The following is a 15883-nucleotide window of genomic DNA, read 5'->3' as shown; positions in this document are numbered from 1 at the left end:
ATTATTGGGTGTGCGAGAGATATCCGGGTAAATGCTTGGTAGTGTGAGAAAGACGAAGGTTTCTTGCGAAGCCTTGCCAAAATGGCCGAGGAGATTGTGGAACGAACGTCAGAAGCACGACTGCCATGATCACATAGACCGGCATTGACATCGTCATCTCCAGATTTCACAGATCGCGGACGCTTCCCTTGAGATCAGAGGATAGTGGCGCCAAAACGCGAGTGCGATTGAGGCGGAACGCCTCCGATAAGATTGCTGGAGAATTGCCTCCCTTAATAGACACTAACCTTCGACAACCGCATTTCTATTGGCAAGCTGCTAATTATAAATAGCTTTCTAGAAAACGAGGGCTTTTCGGTGGACGCGACAGTCATCGTCCGCTCCATGGCGGCTTTTTGATCGGGTCTCTGAGGGGAAATGCTCAGCCTGTGTAGAAGCCTGCATCGATGCTGACGAAGCGGAAGCGGGACAGGCCAGAGCAGGTGCTACCGGCCTGTTCGTTCATCAGCTCCATGCATGCAGGGGCGGCTTCTCGCCATTCAGGAAATATTTGCCGAGGATCGCATATTTCCAGCGAACCGGGTCGTGCAACGTGTGTGTCCGGGCGTTGCGCCAATGGCGGTCCAAGCCGTGTTCGGCGAGGGTCGAGCGCGTGCCAGCCAATTCGAACAGTTTGTTGGTGGCAAGAATGGCGATTTCCGTTGACAGTATCTTCGCCTCTGCTGTGACGATCTGGGCATCGGCGACCGTTTCCGCATTCGGATCGGCTATTGCACGGTCGATGGCGTACCCGGCCTTCTCGAGCAAGGCTTGCGCCGCGTGCAGCCGCAAAGTGAGGTCGCCGACCGCCTGGATCGTGTAGGGGTCGTCCCAAGCATTGTCGACGCCGGAATCCACCCATGCGCGGCTTTTGGTCCGCACGAAATTCACGGTTTCGTCGATCGCGGCCTGCGCAATGCCGGTATCGACGGCAACCTGGATGATCTGGAAAATCGCACCATCGGCCGTTGGAACCTCATAGCCTATGTAGCCGGGCACAAGATGCGTCTTTGGCACTTTGACGTTGTTGAGCAATACGGTTCCAGAAAGCGTCGTGCGCTGCCCGAACGACGACCAGTCGTCGATCACAGTCAGTCCCTCCGCGCCGCGATCGGCGATCGCGTACCAGGCCCTGCCCTCGTCATCCAGCGCGACGATTGGCACCAGATGCGCGAGCAACGCACCAGACGAATAAAACTTCTTCCCGTTGACGACGACATGATCTCCGGCATCGACGAATCTCGTTTCGAAGTCCACAGCTCGTTTGGAGCCGAACTCCGAAAAGGCATTGCCGAAGCGCGTGCCTTTCAGCACTTCGGAGAATAGGAGCTTTTGCTGCTCCTCATCCGAAACAGTACGAATAGCGGCAACCACGCCGAGATGGTTCTGCGCAACCTGTCCGATCGAGCTATCTGCCGCCGATATGATCTCGATGACCCTGGCAAGGGTCGCATAGGAGACTTCAGGGCCGCCAAATGCCTTCGGTACATTGATCGACCACAGCCCGCTCTGAGAGAAGGCGTCGAGTTCTTCGACCGGCCAGATCCGATCGCGGTCTCTTATCGCCGAGCCCTTGATAAACTCGGCCGCAAGCGTCTTGGCAACGGTGATCGCCTCGGCGTCGGTCTTGATGACATGGGCGGGTTCGGCAGGACGAGGCACCGGCGGCACTGCCTTTGCGGCATTCTCTGTATTGACATTGGATAGGGTCATGGACTTCTCTCTTTTTGGATTGGGGGTTAGCTGGCAAGCACCGGAATGTCCGGTGAGGCGGCCGTCTTGCCGAGATAAAAGGACTTGATGTCGCCACGTTCGCGCAGATCGCCGGCTTTGCCAGAGAGGACGGCCACGCCGTTTTCCAGGATCACGGCGCGATGGGCATAGTTCAGCGCGACGGCGGAATTTTGCTCTGCAACCAGAACGGACAGCCCTTCCTCGCGATTGAGTCGGCGCAACGTGCGGAAAATGTCTTGAACGATGATCGGTGCCAGCCCCATGGATGGCTCATCGAGCACCAGCAGACGCGGGCGCGACATCAGCGCCCTGGCGATCGCCGTCATCTGCTGCTCGCCGCCGGATGTCAGCCCGGACAGGGCCCGCCGCTTCTCCTTCAACCTGGGGAAATGTGTGTAGACCTTCTCCAGATCATCGGCGATCTCGGCACGGCTACTGCTGCGGCCGAGCCCTCCGGACACAAGATTTTCCTCGACCGTCAGGCTGCGGAAACAATGGCGGCCCTCAAGAACCTGAACAAGCCCTGCGCGCACCAGATTGGCGGGGCTTGTCCTGATAACATCAAGCCCGTCGAACCGGATGCTGCCGGAAACGATCTGCCCGCGTTCAGCAGGCAGGAGATTGGAGACCGCCTTCAGCGTCGTCGTCTTCCCAGCGCCGTTGGCCCCAAGCAAGGCCACTATCTCGCCGCGCGCGACGTTAAAACTGACGCCGTGGAGTGCGGTGATCGCGTGGTTGTAGGTCGCCTTCACATCGGCCACCGTCAGTAAAACATGCTCTTGAGCCATGACTATTTTCCTGTCTGCGTGCAAAAGGCTGCATGAAAAGGGATGCGCGGGGTAGGTTGTGAGGGAGGGGACACCAGCCCCGCGCGGGAGACCTCGGAGCCGCACCTTGAAGCGCGGCCCTGAAGGATCAGTTAGTCGCTGTCGCGGCATCTTCCGCTGTGCGCAGCTTGATGCCCTTTTCGGCGGCATAGGCCTCGGACGATTTTTCGATGATCGGCCGCAGCAAGGCCCAGTCGGGCGCAATCCAGTCGGAGACCACGTTCCATTTGGTGCCGTCCCACCTCTGGAAGGTTACGTAGCCGTTGCCTTCGTGGTTGTCCCAGGTGACATTGATCGAATGGAACAGGCCTTTCGCGCCAAGCGCTTCCACGCGAGCCGGATCAAGCTGCAGGTGCTCGAAGCCCCAACGGACCTCATCGCCGGTCAGCGTGCGCTTGCCGAATTTTTCCTGCGCGATACGGATCGCCTCTACATTGAGGATGCCGTTGACGATGCCGAGATTGTGGTAGACGGAACCGATGCGCTTTTTGTCTTCCAGATTGCCCTTGCCAGCGTCGTAGAGCGTCTTGACGATTTCCTGAACCACAGGATATTCCGCACCCGATGCCTGAGTGGTAATCGCGGTATAGCCCTTGGCGGCTTCACCGGCAGGAATGGCGTCCTCTTCCGAGTTCGACCAGACATTGCCTATGATGTGATCGACCGGGAAGCCGGTCTTAGCGGCTGTCTTCAAGGCGACTGGGTTCATGACACCCCAGCCACGCAAGACAACGTAGTCCGGCTTGGCGCGGCGGATTGTAAGCCATTGCGATTGCTGCTCGTTGCCCGGATGCGGAACTTCGATCTGCTGCAGTTCAAAGCCGTATTTCTTCGCGAGCAGTTCGTATATCGGAATGGTTTCCTTGCCATAGGGCGATCCATGATAAAGCACGACGATCTTCTTGCCCTTGAGGCTTTCAAGCCCGCCTTCCTTGGAGCCGATATAGTTCACGATGCCGGAGGTCTCGCTGTAGGGGTTCAGCAGCAGCGGAAAGACGTACGGGAAGACGCGGCCATCGGTCGAATCTGTGCGGCCATGATTGATGGTGATCAGCGGAACCTTGTCCTGCGTGATCCTGTCGATCATGGCATAGGCGATGCCGACAGAGAGCGGGTTCCAGGCAGCGACGTTCGGATTGCTCTTCAACCGCTCATAGGCCTCGACGCCGCGCTCAACTTCATATTGGGTTTCGGCCTCCGACCAGGTCAGCTTGACACCGTTGACGCCGCCGTCACGGGTGTTGATCAGGTTTAGATAGTCGATAAAGCCACCGAAAAAGCCGGTGCCGCCGGCGGCATAGGGTCCGACGCGGTAGCTTTGCAGCGGGAAATACTGCTCGTCGGCATGGGCTGCCGGCAGGGCTACAGTGAAGGCGATGCCGGCGGCAAGCGCCGCGATCTTGAATTTTCTAAAAATCGTCATGTGCACACACTCCAGGTATCGACCGGGCAGTCCACCGGTTCTGGGTTGATCGAGAAAGGATGACTGCGGGTTTGAGAGCGATGAGGCTCTGGTGGACTCAGGTCCGCCTGACAGCGGAACCGATGCGTCTTCGGACCCTGTCCCAGAGGGCGACAAGGCCATCCGGCTCGAGGATCAGAAACAGGATGATCAGCACACCGAGCACGATGCGCTGGCTCATATCGAGCACACCGGAATCGAAGACGTCACCGAGCAGGAAGGATCCAAGCCGCGAGAGTGCCAAGGGAAACACCACGATCAATGCCGCGCCAAAGAACGCGCCGCGGATCGAGGCGAGCCCGCCGATGATGACGATGAACAGGATCTGGAAGGAACGGTCGAGGTTGAATCCGGCCGGTTCGACAGTGCGCAGATAGGCGAAGGCCCACAGAACGCCGGCGACGCCGATGATGAAGGAAGAAACGGCGAATGCCAGGAGTTTGGTCTTGAGCACCGGCACACCGATGATCCGGGCAGCCGTCTCGTTGTCGCGCACGGCAATGAAGTTGCGTCCCGTCTGGGAATTGACCAGCCGGTAGGCGAGCACGGTCAGCACCACGACGACGCTCAACGCGAAATAATAGCGCCCCACGGGGCCTTCGAAGACGAAGCCGCCGACCGAGAGCACCGGAGCATCGATGACGCCAGAGGCGGAGTCATTGGAGAACCAGCTGAACTTGGTCAGCGCCCATTGCACGAAAAACTGCGCCGCAAGCGTCGATACAGCGAGATAAAAACCCTTGAGGCGGAGGCTTGGAAGGCCAAACACCAGGCCGATGGCGGCGGCCGCAAATCCGGCCAGCACGATGCTCGCGATCAGCGGCAATCCATCGACCCTGAGATTGACATTATAGGCGGCAAAGGCCCCGACCGCCATGAAGGCGGCGCTTCCCAGCGATACCTGACCGGCATAGCCGGTGAGTATGTTCAGCCCGACGCCGGCGAGGCTGAGCGCCAGGAAAGGCAGAAGGATGGCCTCGAACAGATAGCTGGAGCCAAGAAGCGGCACACCGGCATAGGCGACTGCCAGCAAGGCGAGCTGTACGGCCCAGCGTCCTGAGAAATGCTCACGCGGCAGATCGGAAGCGATCACGGACATGTCTCAGACCCTTTCCACGAGTTTTTGATCGAACAGTCCGGCGGGGCGCACCAGCAACAAAGCGAGCGCGATCGCATAGGCAAACCAGCTTTCTATGCCGCCACCAAAATATTCGCCGATATAGACCTCGGCGAGCTTCTCGGATGCCCCGATCACCAATCCGCCAACAATCGCGCCAAGGATCGAGTCGAACCCACCGAGAACGAGAACCGGCAGCGCCTTGAGGACGATCAGCGACAGGGAAAACTGCACGCCGACCCGCGCACTCCATAGGAGACCGGCGACCAGGGCGACGAGGCCAGCAGCAGCCCAGACCGTAGCCCAGATCCACGGCAACCTGAGACCGACGGCAAGTGCGGCGAACTGATCGTCCGCCACGGCCCGGAAGCCGAGACCGATGCGGGTGTAGCGGAAGAAGACAGAAAGCAGGGCCACCATGCCAGCGGCAACAACAGCTGCAAATATATCGAACTGGCTGATGTAGATGCCGCCGACATCGAAAGGCACATCCTCAATGCCGAGATCCAGCCCGTGCACCTGCGTTCCCCAGATCAACTGCGCGGACCCTTCGATGATGTAGGAGAGACCGAGGGTCGCCATGAACAGCGTGATCGGAGGCTTGTTGGTCAGCGGCCGCAGCACGGTCCGCTCGATGGCCACGCCGATGACCACCATGATCGCGAAGGTGATGGCAAAGGCGAGCGGGAAGGAAATGCCGCGCTCTGTAAGGCTGACGAAGGTCAGCGCGGCAAACAGCAGCATAGCACCTTGTGCGAAATTGAGCACGCCGGAGGTTTTGTAGATCAGCACGAAGCCGATTGCGACCAGCGAATACATGACGCCGGAGAGAAGACCGCCGACGAGAACTTCATTGAAGAACAGCCAGTCGAAATCGGCCATCAGATACCCTCCCCGTCCTGGTTCTCAGGTGCCACGCCCAGATAGGCGTCGATCACCCGCCGGTCGGCCTGCACCTCGGCGGGCGTGCCATCGGCAATCTTACGACCGTAGTCGAGCACGACGACCCGGTCGGAGAGCCCCATGACGACGCCGATATCGTGTTCGATCAAAACCACCGTCGTTCCAAGCGTGTCCCGCGTGGCGCGAACGAAGCCGGCCATCTCGTTCTTTTCGGTGGCCGTCATGCCCGCCATTGGCTCGTCCAAAAGCAGGATATCCGGCTCGGCAACTAGCGCACGCGCAAGCTCGACCCTCTTTTGCAGACCATAGGGCAGCGTGCCCGCCAGCCTATCGCGGACATGGGAGAGATGCAGGAAGTCGAGCACGTCCTTGGCGCGGCGACGCGCGTCCAACTGTTCGGTCCTTGCCCGGCCTATGCCGACGATCTGCTCGACGAAGCTGGAGCGGGTCTTGTAGGCGCGGCCCGACAGGATGTTGTCAAGGACACTCAGCCCCTTGAACAAGGCCAGGTTCTGGAAGGTGCGTGCAACGCCATGGCGGGCAAGTGCCTGCGTCGGAACTTGGACATAGTCGCGCCCGGCCACTTTGATGCGGCCGCGATCCGGCCTGTAGACACCGCTGATCACATTGAGGATCGAACTCTTGCCCGCGCCATTCGGTCCGATGATCGCGAGGATCTCGCCGCGTCCGACGGACAGATCGATGTCCTTCAAGGCGACGACACCGCCGAAGGACAGGCTGACACCGGACAGCTGGAGAACGTTCCTGTCCATTCCAGTGGCATCCTGAGATGCCATGACTGCCGGTAGTGACTGCCCCTCAAGGCCCGCCAAATGTTCCTGAACGTCAGACGGAAACGGCGCTGATCCCAGACCTCCGTAGGCAAATGTCATTGCGCGCATGCCCTTGTTCTCCGTCGCGCACCACCAAGCCTTCCGGTCTGATGGGCGCACACTTTCCCCGCCACGAACCACGGACCGGATCGCGTTCTGTTGTTACCAGCAGCCGGATCTACCGACCGACAATGCTCATGGGCAATTACTCGGCTGCGACAGCCGTTTCTCCTCCGACCGCCTCAAGCTCCCGGATCAGCGGGATGACGTGCTTGCCGAAATATTCCACCTCTTCCTGAAAGTGCAGGAAGCCGAGAAGGATGAGATCGGCACCAGCGCGCTTCAGGTCGACGACGCGCTCGGCCACCTGAAGCGGTGTGCCGATTAGGTTGGAACGGAAGCCGTCATTGTACTGGACAAGATCTTCGAAAGAGGATTTAGCCCAGTTCCCCTCGCCTTCCGGCGATGATTTTCCGGCATTTTTCACTTCATGGCCGAAGGCGTTGACCGCTTGCGGATTGGCCTTGTCAATGATCTCGGCCAGAACGGCGCGGGCCTCTTCCTCGGTCTCGCGCACGATTGCGAAGGCATTGACGCCGACTTTGACGGAATGGCCGTTGGCCTTTGCCTTATCTTGGATATCGTCCACCTGCTTGCGGATTTCTTCTGGCGTATTGCCGTTGGTGAAGTACCAGTCAGAGACCCTCGAAGCCATGTCGCGGGCCGCGCGCGAGGAGCCGCCCTGGAAGATTTCCGGCTGCGGATCGAGCGGCTTGGGCTTCAGTGAATAGTTGTTGAAGCGATAGAAATCGCCATGGAAGGTGAAGTTGTCTTCCGTCCAGATGCCACGCAAGGCGCGAATGAATTCTTCCGAGCGACGATAGCGCTCGTCGTGATCCAGCCAGTGCTCGCCGATCGCGTGAAACTCGCCGCGGAACCAGCCACTGACGACATTGACGGCAACGCGGCCATTGGTCAGGTGATTGATCGTGGCGATCTGCTTGGCGGCCAGAGTCGGATTCCACGGGCCAGGCAGAATGGCGGCGATGACCTTGAGCGTCGTCGTCGATTCCAGCAACGCATGGCTGAAGGACACGGACTCATGCTGGTACTCTGCGCCATAGCCTGCCGTGAAGCGAATCTGGCTCAGCGCATAATCAAATCCGCTGGCTTCGGCGATCTGCGCGAGCTTCCTGTTGTACTCGATCGTCCAGCTTGTGCGCTGTTCGATGTTCGAAATAACCAGGCCGCCTGAGACATTGGGAACCCAGTAGGCGAATTTGACCGGCTCTCTGCTTGCGTAAGACATGATATTCTCCCTCTTTAAAATTGTCAGGCCGAGGCCACGACGAGCGCAGCGCGATGGCCTGCGGAAGCAACCTGATGGGCGGCGGGCAGAACTTGCGCCAGCTCAGAAACGGCGCGCTCAATGCGCCCGTGCACTGCGGGGTTGCTGAGGTCATAGTCGGTGAAGTCGGCTTCCGTGGCATATATTGCGGTGGGAAGGGTGAGTGCGTTGAAAAAGCCGAACAGCGGCCGAAGTTGATGCTCAATCATCAAACCATGCAGCGGGGTTCCGCCTGTCGCCACGAGGATGACTCGCTTTCCGGTTAGCGCTCGGTAATCGACGAGGTCGAAGAGATGCTTCAGCGCGCCGGTGTAAGACGCTCGGTAGACGGGCGAGCCGACAACGAGGACGTCGGCCGCCTCGACGGCCTCAATGATCGCCCTGCCCGCTGCATCGAGCTGGTCGGCGCGCAACGCTTTGAAAAGAATAGGAGCAGCGTCGACCAACTCGATCAGCCGACCTTTCCCGCCCAAACGCTCCGCAGCGAAAGAGACGACAGCATCAACAAGCGAGGCGGTACGTGATGGGCGTTTGACGTTTCCCGATAGACCGAGGATGGTTGGTCCAGTCATCTGAAATCCCTTGTTATCTATCTTTTTTATAGATTATATCCAATTTAAATTTTGGACAGGAATAGATTTTCAAATGACGCGGAAGATTTGGAAAAGGTCGCTTTCTTTGGTGCAAAGGGCGAACGCGGAAGAGAGCCTTAGGCCGACTGCTGCCTTGCCGAGGCTTGCCAGACACCCCTGGTCCGCCAAAATAAAGCCAGGGGCCGGTCCGGCCGCATTTGTTGAATGCGCGGAGGATTTGCCGTGAGGCCATCGCTAAACCGCGATCCGGTACAGACGACGCCCAATTACCGACGTGTTCAGTCTTGATTTAAACCTAGCGCGAACAGGCAGCGGCGAATGTTCACATAGAAAGCGCTCATCAAGCTATGACCGCCATCTGTTTCTGGATGGCGGGATTGCGATTGTCGTTGTCAGGAGCCTGACGCCACCTTGACGTTGCCGCCATGGCCGCCACCGCCGAAAACCTGTGCTTTGCCAAAGGACGAGCGGATCTGGCCGCGCGGGCCTTCCAGGCCGATTTCAGGGAACAGAAGTTCCGACACGCGGTAAGCTTCTTCCAGATGCGGATAGCCTGACGCAATGACGGTATCGATGCCGATATCCTGATATTCACGCAGGCGCGCGGCGATGGTCTTGGGCGAGCCCACCAAGGCCGTGCCAGCGCCCGAGCGCACGAGGCCGATACCGGCCCATAAGTTCGGCGAGACCTCCAGCTTGTCGCGACGCCCGCCGTGAAGTGCGACCATGCGGGCCTGACCGACAGAGTCGGAGTTCTTCAGGAAGACCTGTTGTGCCGCGGCAATCGTTTCGTCGGAAAGTTTGGAAATTAGACGATCTGCCGCTTCCCAGGCCTCTTCGTCCGTCTCGCGGACGATGAAATGCAGGCGAATACCGAAAGAGACCTTACGACCGACGGCAGCGGATGCCTTGCGGACCTTCTCGATCTTTTCGGCGACCTGTGCCGGCGGCTCGCCCCAGGTAAGGTATTTGTCGATGATGCCAGCCGAGAAGTCGATGGCCGCGTCCGAGGAGCCACCGAAGTAGATTGGCGGGCGTGGCTCCTGCACCGGCGGCAGGCCGAGCTCGGCATTGTGGGCTTGAATATATTTGCCATCCAGATGCGCGCTTCCGGTTTCGATCAGCTTGTTGAACACCTGAAAGAATTCGTCCGCATGATCGTAGCGCTCGTCATGCGGCAGAAAAATGCCGTCGCCCGCCAGTTCCTGCGCGCTTCCACCAACGACGATATTGAGAAGCAGCCGACCGTTGGAAACGCGGTCCAACGTTGCGGCGAGACGGGCATAATAGGCGGGCGATGCCACGCCTGGGCGGATTGCAACTAGGAATTTGAGGTTTTCGGTATAGGCGGCCAGATTGGCGGCAAGAATGAAAGATTCCTCGCAGGCCGCGCCGGTCGGGATCAGCACGCCGGAATAGCCGAGGCGATCCACCGCCTGCGCAATCTCGCGGAAGTAAGCGGGGTCCGAGGGGCGGGCGAGATCGTCCGATCCGAGGTAGGAGCCGTCACCGGACGACGGGATGAACCAGAGAAAATCGAGAGGCTGAGATGTCTTGGCCATATTACCTGTCCTTACTGTCAATCAAACCGCCAAACGACGGGAGTGTGGTTCTGAATTTCGATGATGTATTTTGTCGATGGCGTCGGCTATTTCTCGGGCGACGAAGACTGCATGTTCGGTCACCTGCGGCAGGCCCATCAGTTCCCCGAAGGTGCCGCGCGCCAGTGGCCCTGCGATCAGCAGGTTCTCGACGGGCTCGCCATTGCGGTTCAGTGCGCGGGCGTGGAGATCACAGGCAATACCAAGACCGGTTTCGCATGCACTGATGTGGCCGTGTTCCGACAGCTCAGCCAGAAAGGCTTGAGACTGGAGGATATGGTCATGCGCCGGACCTGTCGTCACCATGATGGCATCGAAAACGTGCTCTTCAGGCGCGGGTTGATTCCCCGCAGACAGTGTAACGCGGAAGGCGTCGCCATCCCTTATTACCTGCTTCAGCCGTGCCGCACGGATGCTCAAACGCCCGGCACCAATGGCCGCGTCGAGCGTGTCTTCCACCTGTGGTGCGATGCGGAAACGGTGCGCATCCCAGAATGGGCGCGCAAGGCGTACGACGCGCCGGCGCTCAGTGACGGGAAGCGCCCGCCATATGGTAAAGGCCTGCCCACGCACGGCATCCAGCACCGCATGCCACGTCAAGCCCTTAGCCTCGGCCTCTCTGATCGACCGGCGGATATTGTGCAGCAGCGCCGAGGCCCTCGTTGAAGGCTGGGACGAAAAATCGCCGAATGGCTCCTGCACGGATGGCGCGTGGCCACGCGAGCGTAACCCCCGACGCGACACCGACAGGATCGTGCCTCGATGGCCGCGCTTTTCCAGTGACGCGACGACATCAGCGGCGGTCAGCCCGTTTCCGAGGATCATGACACGGTCATCAGGTTCAATCGCATGAAGTGCTGCGGGCACCGTCACATCGGCAACCAGTTTCGAGTGGTTCGCAAAGGGCAGCAACGGGCGAAGCAACGTGGGCGAGGGATGGCTGGCTGCCAATACCACGAACTGTGCTTGCAACTCTCCATCATCGCTGTCGCGGATATGCCAACCGTGACCTGAAGCCACGATGGAGGTAACCTCGGCTTGCCGATGTTCAGCAGCGCCTGACGCCAGCAGCGGCGTGATTTCCGAGGCAACGTAGTCTCCAAAGACCTGACGGCGCGGATAGGGCAGGCCATCCTTGCCCACGAGGGACGCATCGGTGATGGCTTCCTCCGTTGTCGCCAGATACCGAAGAAAGCTTTCAGGATCGTCAGGATAGGCAGACATGCGACCCGCAGGCACATTGATGCGATGCGCGGCGTCTTCCGTACTGTATGCAAGGCCGGCGCCCAGACGTTGGCGCGGTTCGTAAACAACAATCCGCAACTCGCCAGCACTCAAAGCATTCAAGTGCAATGCGAAAGCTGCGCCACTGAAGCCACCGCCGATGACGGCCACAACCGGCATGCTAGATTCCAATTTCAAATGAAAGTTTGCGCTCATGCGCTTGCACTGCTTTTGGTGTTGGAAAGAGACAGGGCCAGAAGCTCTGACAAATGCTTGCGCAAGGCCGCAAAGTCCGGTGATGTCCGTTCCCGCTTGCGCGGTAGGTCAACGCAGACTTCCTCAAGAATCCGGCCCGGAAACGGCTGCATGACGATGATGCGGTCTGCCATGATGATGGCCTCCTCGATATCGTGTGTGACGAGCAGCATGGTCGAGCCTGCCTCACTCCACAGATCGACCAGATGGTCTTGCAGATCGGCACGGGTCATGGCGTCGAGCGCGGAAAAAGGTTCGTCAAGTAGAAGCACCGATGGTTTCGTGACCAGCGCCCGCGCCAGTGCAACGCGCTGCGCCTGCCCGCCCGAAAGCTCCTTGATCCACCGTGTCTCGTAGCCTGAGAGCCCAATCTTCTTCAGCACCTGCTGCACGCGGTCGCGGCGCTGGTTCGCACTGAGAGACGACAGACCGAAGCCGATATTGTCGGCCACCGTCAGCCAAGGAAACAGGCGCGGCTCCTGAAAGACGATGTTGACCAGCGGGTCCGGTTTTACCAGGCGCTTGTTATCGAGGCGGATGTCACCGTTGCTTGGGCTTTCCAGCCCCGACAGCAGGCGCAGAAGCGTGCTCTTGCCACAACCGGAGCCGCCAATGACGGCGACGACCTCGCCTTCGCGCACGCTCAGCGAAAAGCCATCGAGCGCATGTGTGCCGTTGGGATAAACCTTGGAGAGATTGCGAATATCCAGCATCATTGTGCCCCCCCATGCGTGTCCTGCCAACGCAGGAAAGGAGCGGTTACCAGAATGAGATGGCTATCTGTCGCCTTGCCGACGATGGCGAAAATCAGAATGGCGGCGAGTATCTGGTCCGGCTTACCCAGTTGCTGTCCATCAACAAGGAGATAACCAAGTCCCTCGGAAGCACCCATGAATTCGGCGGCCACGACGAACATCCAGCCAAGGCCAAGGCCCGATCTGAGTGCCAGCACGTATCCGGGCAGGATCGATGGCAGCAGGATGCGGCGTACAAGGTCAAGGCCGGAGAGACGGTAAATACGCCCGACTTCGACGATCCGTCTGTCCACACCAACCACGGCGCCATAGACGCCGAGGTAGACGGGAAAGAACACGCCCACGCCGATCAAGGCAATCTTGGAGGCTTCGAAAATGCCAAACCAGAGAATGAAGAGCGGCACCCATGCGATGGAAGGGATAGCACGTAGCGCCTGCAAGGTGGGGTCGAGGATGCGCGCAACCCGCGGCAGAAACCCCGTCAGGGCACCCAGAACCGTTCCGGCCACGGCACCCAGCGTAAACCCGAACAGCACGCGTTTCAAGGTGACCCAGATGTGGGTCAGGAGATCACCAGTTGTCGCCAGCTCCTGAACCGTTGCCAGTACCCGTGATGGCGGCGGCATCAGCCGCCCGCCAATGACACCTGCACGCACCAGAAGTTCCCAACCGAGAATAACGACGATCGGAAACGCGATACCGATCAACGGCTGATCAAGCAGCGAAAACCGGGGTTGCCGGTTTTCAGGTCTGTCGATGTCTTGCCGCTTCAGCAGCACTGTATCCAGCAAAGCCATGGGATATCACTGACCCGCCGCAGGAGCGTAGCTTGTGTCGATAAGGCTTGCGACCGTTGCCTTCACGTCAACATTCTCCTTTATAACGCCCGCCTTCTGAAGCGCGAGACCTGCCGCCTCGATCGTCTGAGCCTGCTCATCGCCAATCTTGGACTGGCTGAGATCGGTGCGCTCCAACTGGCGTGCAATCACGGCGTCGGGCAGTTTCGTTGCCGCCACGAGTGCTGCTTTCAGCTTGGCCGGGTCCTTGCGTGCTTCGTCGCGGGCGCGTTCATAGGTTGCCAGAACACGCTTGACGATTTCAGGGTGTTCCTTGGCAAACTCTTCACGCACATTTAGCACGCCCCAGGAGTTGTTGGCAGGATTGCGATGAAACAGGATATCGCCATCTTCGATTTCGGCAGATGCCATGATCGGGTCGAGACCGGCCCATGCGTCCACATCGCCACGCTGCAAAGCCAGACGGCCATCGGCATGTTGCAACAGAACCAGCTTGATGTCCTTTTCCGTCAAGCCCTTTTCGGCAAGCGCTCGCACCAGAAAGATATGCGCGTCGGTACCGCGGGTCGCGGCAACCGATTTGCCTTTCAAATCTTCAACCTTGGTGATGCCGGTATCCTTGCGCGTCACCAGTGCGACCCATTCAGGCTTCGAATAGACGTAGATGGATTTGATCGGGTTGTCGTTGATCCGACCGACAAGCGCTGCTGCACCTGCCGTGGAGCCGAAGTCCAGCGAGCTGGCGTTGAGAAATTCCAGCGCCTTGTTGGAACCGGCAGACTGCACCCAGGTGATCGTGATGCCGTCCTTCTCGAATTCCTTTTCCAGCAATCCGTCGCTTTTCAGAAGGAGGCTGACGGGATTGTAAGTCGCCCAGTCGATGCGGATCTCAGAAATGTCTGCGGCATGAGCCTGGCCTAGCGCAACCAGTCCTGCCAATGCACCCAACGCCGACGCAATCCATGCTCTCATGTCTCGATCTCCAAATTAGAGGCACAGCTTCCGGCAATTTCACCAACTTTGTAATCCGCAGACTTTCCAAATTTCAGGCGCTGAGAGAAATATCGGCCCTATTAAAATGGGATAGCGTAGTCGGAATATCCCGATGCGGTGTTCCGCACATTTTGCTGACCGTTATTTTCAATATACCTGCGGCCCAAGTCTTCGGCAGGCCTCGCGGGTCGTCTCGCGATTCTGGCAGGGCTTCTTCTGAAGGTTTTCAGTGCTCCAGAATCTTCGCGTAAACGCCGTTTTTGATCATATGATGGACTAAGTGAGGACCGTCGCAATCAGCTTTTCGTAGATTCCACTCAAGAAGTTTTCTTCCGCGTCGGCCGAAAATGAACCAGCAGCGATTTAAGCTCGACCTCGCGCACCCGCCGTGCAGCCTCGTCGGGGGAAACCCACGCCAGCTTACGCTGGCCCTGTTCTTTAAAACTGGCCTTTTGCTCTGTGACTTCGATTGCAAAGACTTCGACGATACAGGGCGCGACATGCTGGTTATTGAGCCATTTAAGATAGGTGTAGCGTCCGACTGCACGTTTGCCGACCCGGCCGCGCACGCCAGCCTCCTGAGAGGCTTCAAGCGCCGCCGCCTCATGCGGTTTCTTTTTCTTCATCGGCCAGCCTTTGGGAATAATCCAGCGCCCGGTTTCGCGCGAGGTAACCACCAATATCTCGATGTCATCGCCGTCGGGAACGCGCCGGAAGCAGAGCGCGGCATATTGCTGGCGAAAATCAGCACGCCTCAGGTGCTCTGGCATGGCTGCGAGCTGAGTAAGCAATCCGCGGGACGCGGATGGAATGGCGTGCTTTTCTTTCTTTCCTAATTTTACAGCCATCCGAGCGCGACTATCATCCTTCCATCAATCGATCTCAATGGGCACTGTGACTTAGAGCTATTGCCTCAAGCGATCCAGTGGCTCCAGGCAGCTCCGACTACCACCCCCGTCGCCACAAGAGCGGTCGTCGAGAGGAAACCACGTCCCAACACCGGGGCAACAACCGAGTGCGGTGGCTCCAACCCGTTGTCAGTCGGTTCGGCAGGCCTCGCGAGATGAGCCCCTGTAGAGGCGGTCTCCTCAAGCATCTTGCCGGGCACACTGATCGAGACCTGCGTGATAGTATCCTCGTCAAATTTCACTGAAAAAGCGACTTTGTCAGCCTCCCTGATTTGGCGGAGCGTCTTTTCTGCGGCAGAGATCTCATCTCTCCCCTCAACCAGCGAGGTCTGGGTCACGAGGAAAAATGGCATGTAAAGTCCTCAAATTTTTATTGCCGCTATGATCGCAGCTTGTTTTCGTGAATCACGAACTTCACATACACTCAGATTGTGGGGCAAGCGAAATCATCGGGCGAGATTAGGGGTTTGGCATCTGTGCATTGTGATCGAGGC

General features: G+C 58.8%; 15 protein-coding genes. All 15 read right to left on the bottom strand.

The genetic code is table 11. From position 1 onward, the window contains the following. Positions 1-504 precede the first annotated feature (504 nt). The 15 genes from AC27VJ_RS21385 to AC27VJ_RS21315 all read right to left on the bottom strand — a co-directional run bounded on the left by AC27VJ_RS21385 (position 505) and on the right by AC27VJ_RS21315 (position 15742). The gene (locus AC27VJ_RS21385; protein WP_488685717.1) at positions 505-1752 is read right to left on the bottom strand and encodes an SfnB family sulfur acquisition oxidoreductase; all 1248 of its coding nucleotides are present in this window, start codon (positions 1750-1752) and stop codon (positions 505-507) included. A gap of 26 nt (positions 1753-1778) precedes the next feature. After that, the gene (locus tag AC27VJ_RS21380; protein ID WP_112500799.1) at positions 1779-2561 is read right to left on the bottom strand and encodes an ABC transporter ATP-binding protein; all 783 of its coding nucleotides are present in this window, start codon (positions 2559-2561) and stop codon (positions 1779-1781) included. Between the two features lie 127 nt (positions 2562-2688). Continuing rightward, the gene (locus tag AC27VJ_RS21375) at positions 2689-4023 is read right to left on the bottom strand and encodes an ABC transporter substrate-binding protein (protein WP_488685716.1); all 1335 of its coding nucleotides are present in this window, start codon (positions 4021-4023) and stop codon (positions 2689-2691) included. Positions 4024-4120: 97 nt separating this feature from the next. Beyond that, positions 4121-5161 (bottom strand): branched-chain amino acid ABC transporter permease, encoded by a 1041-nt coding sequence (locus AC27VJ_RS21370; protein ID WP_488685715.1) that lies wholly within the window; start codon positions 5159-5161, stop codon positions 4121-4123. A 3-nt stretch (positions 5162-5164) separates the two neighbouring features. Next, entirely contained in the window at positions 5165-6061 is an 897-nt protein-coding gene (locus AC27VJ_RS21365; protein WP_488685714.1) for a branched-chain amino acid ABC transporter permease, read from the bottom strand. Then, positions 6061-6984: an ABC transporter ATP-binding protein gene (locus AC27VJ_RS21360; protein ID WP_488685713.1), complete on the bottom strand. Its 924-nt coding sequence runs from the start codon at positions 6982-6984 to the stop codon at positions 6061-6063. Before AC27VJ_RS21360 ends, AC27VJ_RS21365 begins: the two co-directional genes overlap by 1 nt. 136 nt (positions 6985-7120) lie before the next feature. Next, on the bottom strand, positions 7121-8224 hold the full coding sequence (sfnG, locus tag AC27VJ_RS21355) for a dimethylsulfone monooxygenase SfnG (protein WP_488685712.1): 1104 nt from the start codon (positions 8222-8224) through the stop codon (positions 7121-7123). A gap of 23 nt (positions 8225-8247) precedes the next feature. Continuing rightward, positions 8248-8835, bottom strand: a complete 588-nt coding sequence (gene msuE, locus AC27VJ_RS21350; RefSeq protein ID WP_488685711.1) for an FMN reductase — start codon at positions 8833-8835, stop codon at positions 8248-8250. Between the two features lie 413 nt (positions 8836-9248). Next, positions 9249-10418, bottom strand: coding sequence for an FMNH2-dependent alkanesulfonate monooxygenase (gene ssuD / locus AC27VJ_RS21345; RefSeq protein ID WP_488685710.1), 1170 nt, complete (start codon positions 10416-10418; stop codon positions 9249-9251). Positions 10419-10439: 21 nt separating this feature from the next. Continuing rightward, positions 10440-11861, bottom strand: a complete 1422-nt coding sequence (locus AC27VJ_RS21340) for an FAD/NAD(P)-binding protein (protein WP_488685709.1) — start codon at positions 11859-11861, stop codon at positions 10440-10442. A 32-nt stretch (positions 11862-11893) separates the two neighbouring features. Continuing rightward, a complete protein-coding gene (locus AC27VJ_RS21335; protein WP_488685805.1) occupies positions 11894-12649 on the bottom strand; it encodes an ABC transporter ATP-binding protein in 756 nt (251 codons plus the stop codon). Next, the gene (locus tag AC27VJ_RS21330; RefSeq protein WP_488685708.1) at positions 12649-13488 is read right to left on the bottom strand and encodes an ABC transporter permease; all 840 of its coding nucleotides are present in this window, start codon (positions 13486-13488) and stop codon (positions 12649-12651) included. The genes AC27VJ_RS21335 and AC27VJ_RS21330 overlap by 1 nt, the downstream gene beginning before the upstream one ends. Positions 13489-13494: 6 nt before the next feature. Next, positions 13495-14460: an aliphatic sulfonate ABC transporter substrate-binding protein gene (locus tag AC27VJ_RS21325; protein WP_488685707.1), complete on the bottom strand. Its 966-nt coding sequence runs from the start codon at positions 14458-14460 to the stop codon at positions 13495-13497. Positions 14461-14798: 338 nt separating this feature from the next. After that, positions 14799-15329, bottom strand: a complete 531-nt coding sequence (locus AC27VJ_RS21320) for an NUDIX hydrolase (protein WP_488685706.1) — start codon at positions 15327-15329, stop codon at positions 14799-14801. A 65-nt stretch (positions 15330-15394) separates the two neighbouring features. After that, positions 15395-15742, bottom strand: a complete 348-nt coding sequence (locus AC27VJ_RS21315) for a hypothetical protein (protein ID WP_488685705.1) — start codon at positions 15740-15742, stop codon at positions 15395-15397. Between the last annotated feature and the right edge of the window lie 141 nt (positions 15743-15883).

The sequence above is a fragment of the Agrobacterium sp. 20P9.1.2 genome (assembly GCF_057799395.1).
The sequence above is the reverse complement of the archived record's forward strand: the minus strand, read 5'-3'. Positions and strand labels throughout refer to the sequence as shown.

Coding starts and splice junctions, on each gene's coding strand:
- AC27VJ_RS21385 (WP_488685717.1), bottom strand. CDS start 1,752: ATGACCCTATCCAATGTCAATACAGAGAATGCCGCAAAGGCAGTGCCG.
- AC27VJ_RS21380 (WP_112500799.1), bottom strand. CDS start 2,561: ATGGCTCAAGAGCATGTTTTACTGACGGTGGCCGATGTGAAGGCGACC.
- AC27VJ_RS21375 (WP_488685716.1), bottom strand. CDS start 4,023: ATGACGATTTTTAGAAAATTCAAGATCGCGGCGCTTGCCGCCGGCATC.
- AC27VJ_RS21370 (WP_488685715.1), bottom strand. CDS start 5,161: ATGTCCGTGATCGCTTCCGATCTGCCGCGTGAGCATTTCTCAGGACGC.
- AC27VJ_RS21365 (WP_488685714.1), bottom strand. CDS start 6,061: ATGGCCGATTTCGACTGGCTGTTCTTCAATGAAGTTCTCGTCGGCGGT.
- AC27VJ_RS21360 (WP_488685713.1), bottom strand. CDS start 6,984: ATGCGCGCAATGACATTTGCCTACGGAGGTCTGGGATCAGCGCCGTTT.
- sfnG (WP_488685712.1), bottom strand. CDS start 8,224: ATGTCTTACGCAAGCAGAGAGCCGGTCAAATTCGCCTACTGGGTTCCC.
- msuE (WP_488685711.1), bottom strand. CDS start 8,835: ATGACTGGACCAACCATCCTCGGTCTATCGGGAAACGTCAAACGCCCA.
- ssuD (WP_488685710.1), bottom strand. CDS start 10,418: ATGGCCAAGACATCTCAGCCTCTCGATTTTCTCTGGTTCATCCCGTCG.
- AC27VJ_RS21340 (WP_488685709.1), bottom strand. CDS start 11,861: ATGCCGGTTGTGGCCGTCATCGGCGGTGGCTTCAGTGGCGCAGCTTTC.
- AC27VJ_RS21335 (WP_488685805.1), bottom strand. CDS start 12,649: ATGCTGGATATTCGCAATCTCTCCAAGGTTTATCCCAACGGCACACAT.
- AC27VJ_RS21330 (WP_488685708.1), bottom strand. CDS start 13,488: ATGGCTTTGCTGGATACAGTGCTGCTGAAGCGGCAAGACATCGACAGA.
- AC27VJ_RS21325 (WP_488685707.1), bottom strand. CDS start 14,460: ATGAGAGCATGGATTGCGTCGGCGTTGGGTGCATTGGCAGGACTGGTT.
- AC27VJ_RS21320 (WP_488685706.1), bottom strand. CDS start 15,329: ATGGCTGTAAAATTAGGAAAGAAAGAAAAGCACGCCATTCCATCCGCG.
- AC27VJ_RS21315 (WP_488685705.1), bottom strand. CDS start 15,742: ATGCCATTTTTCCTCGTGACCCAGACCTCGCTGGTTGAGGGGAGAGAT.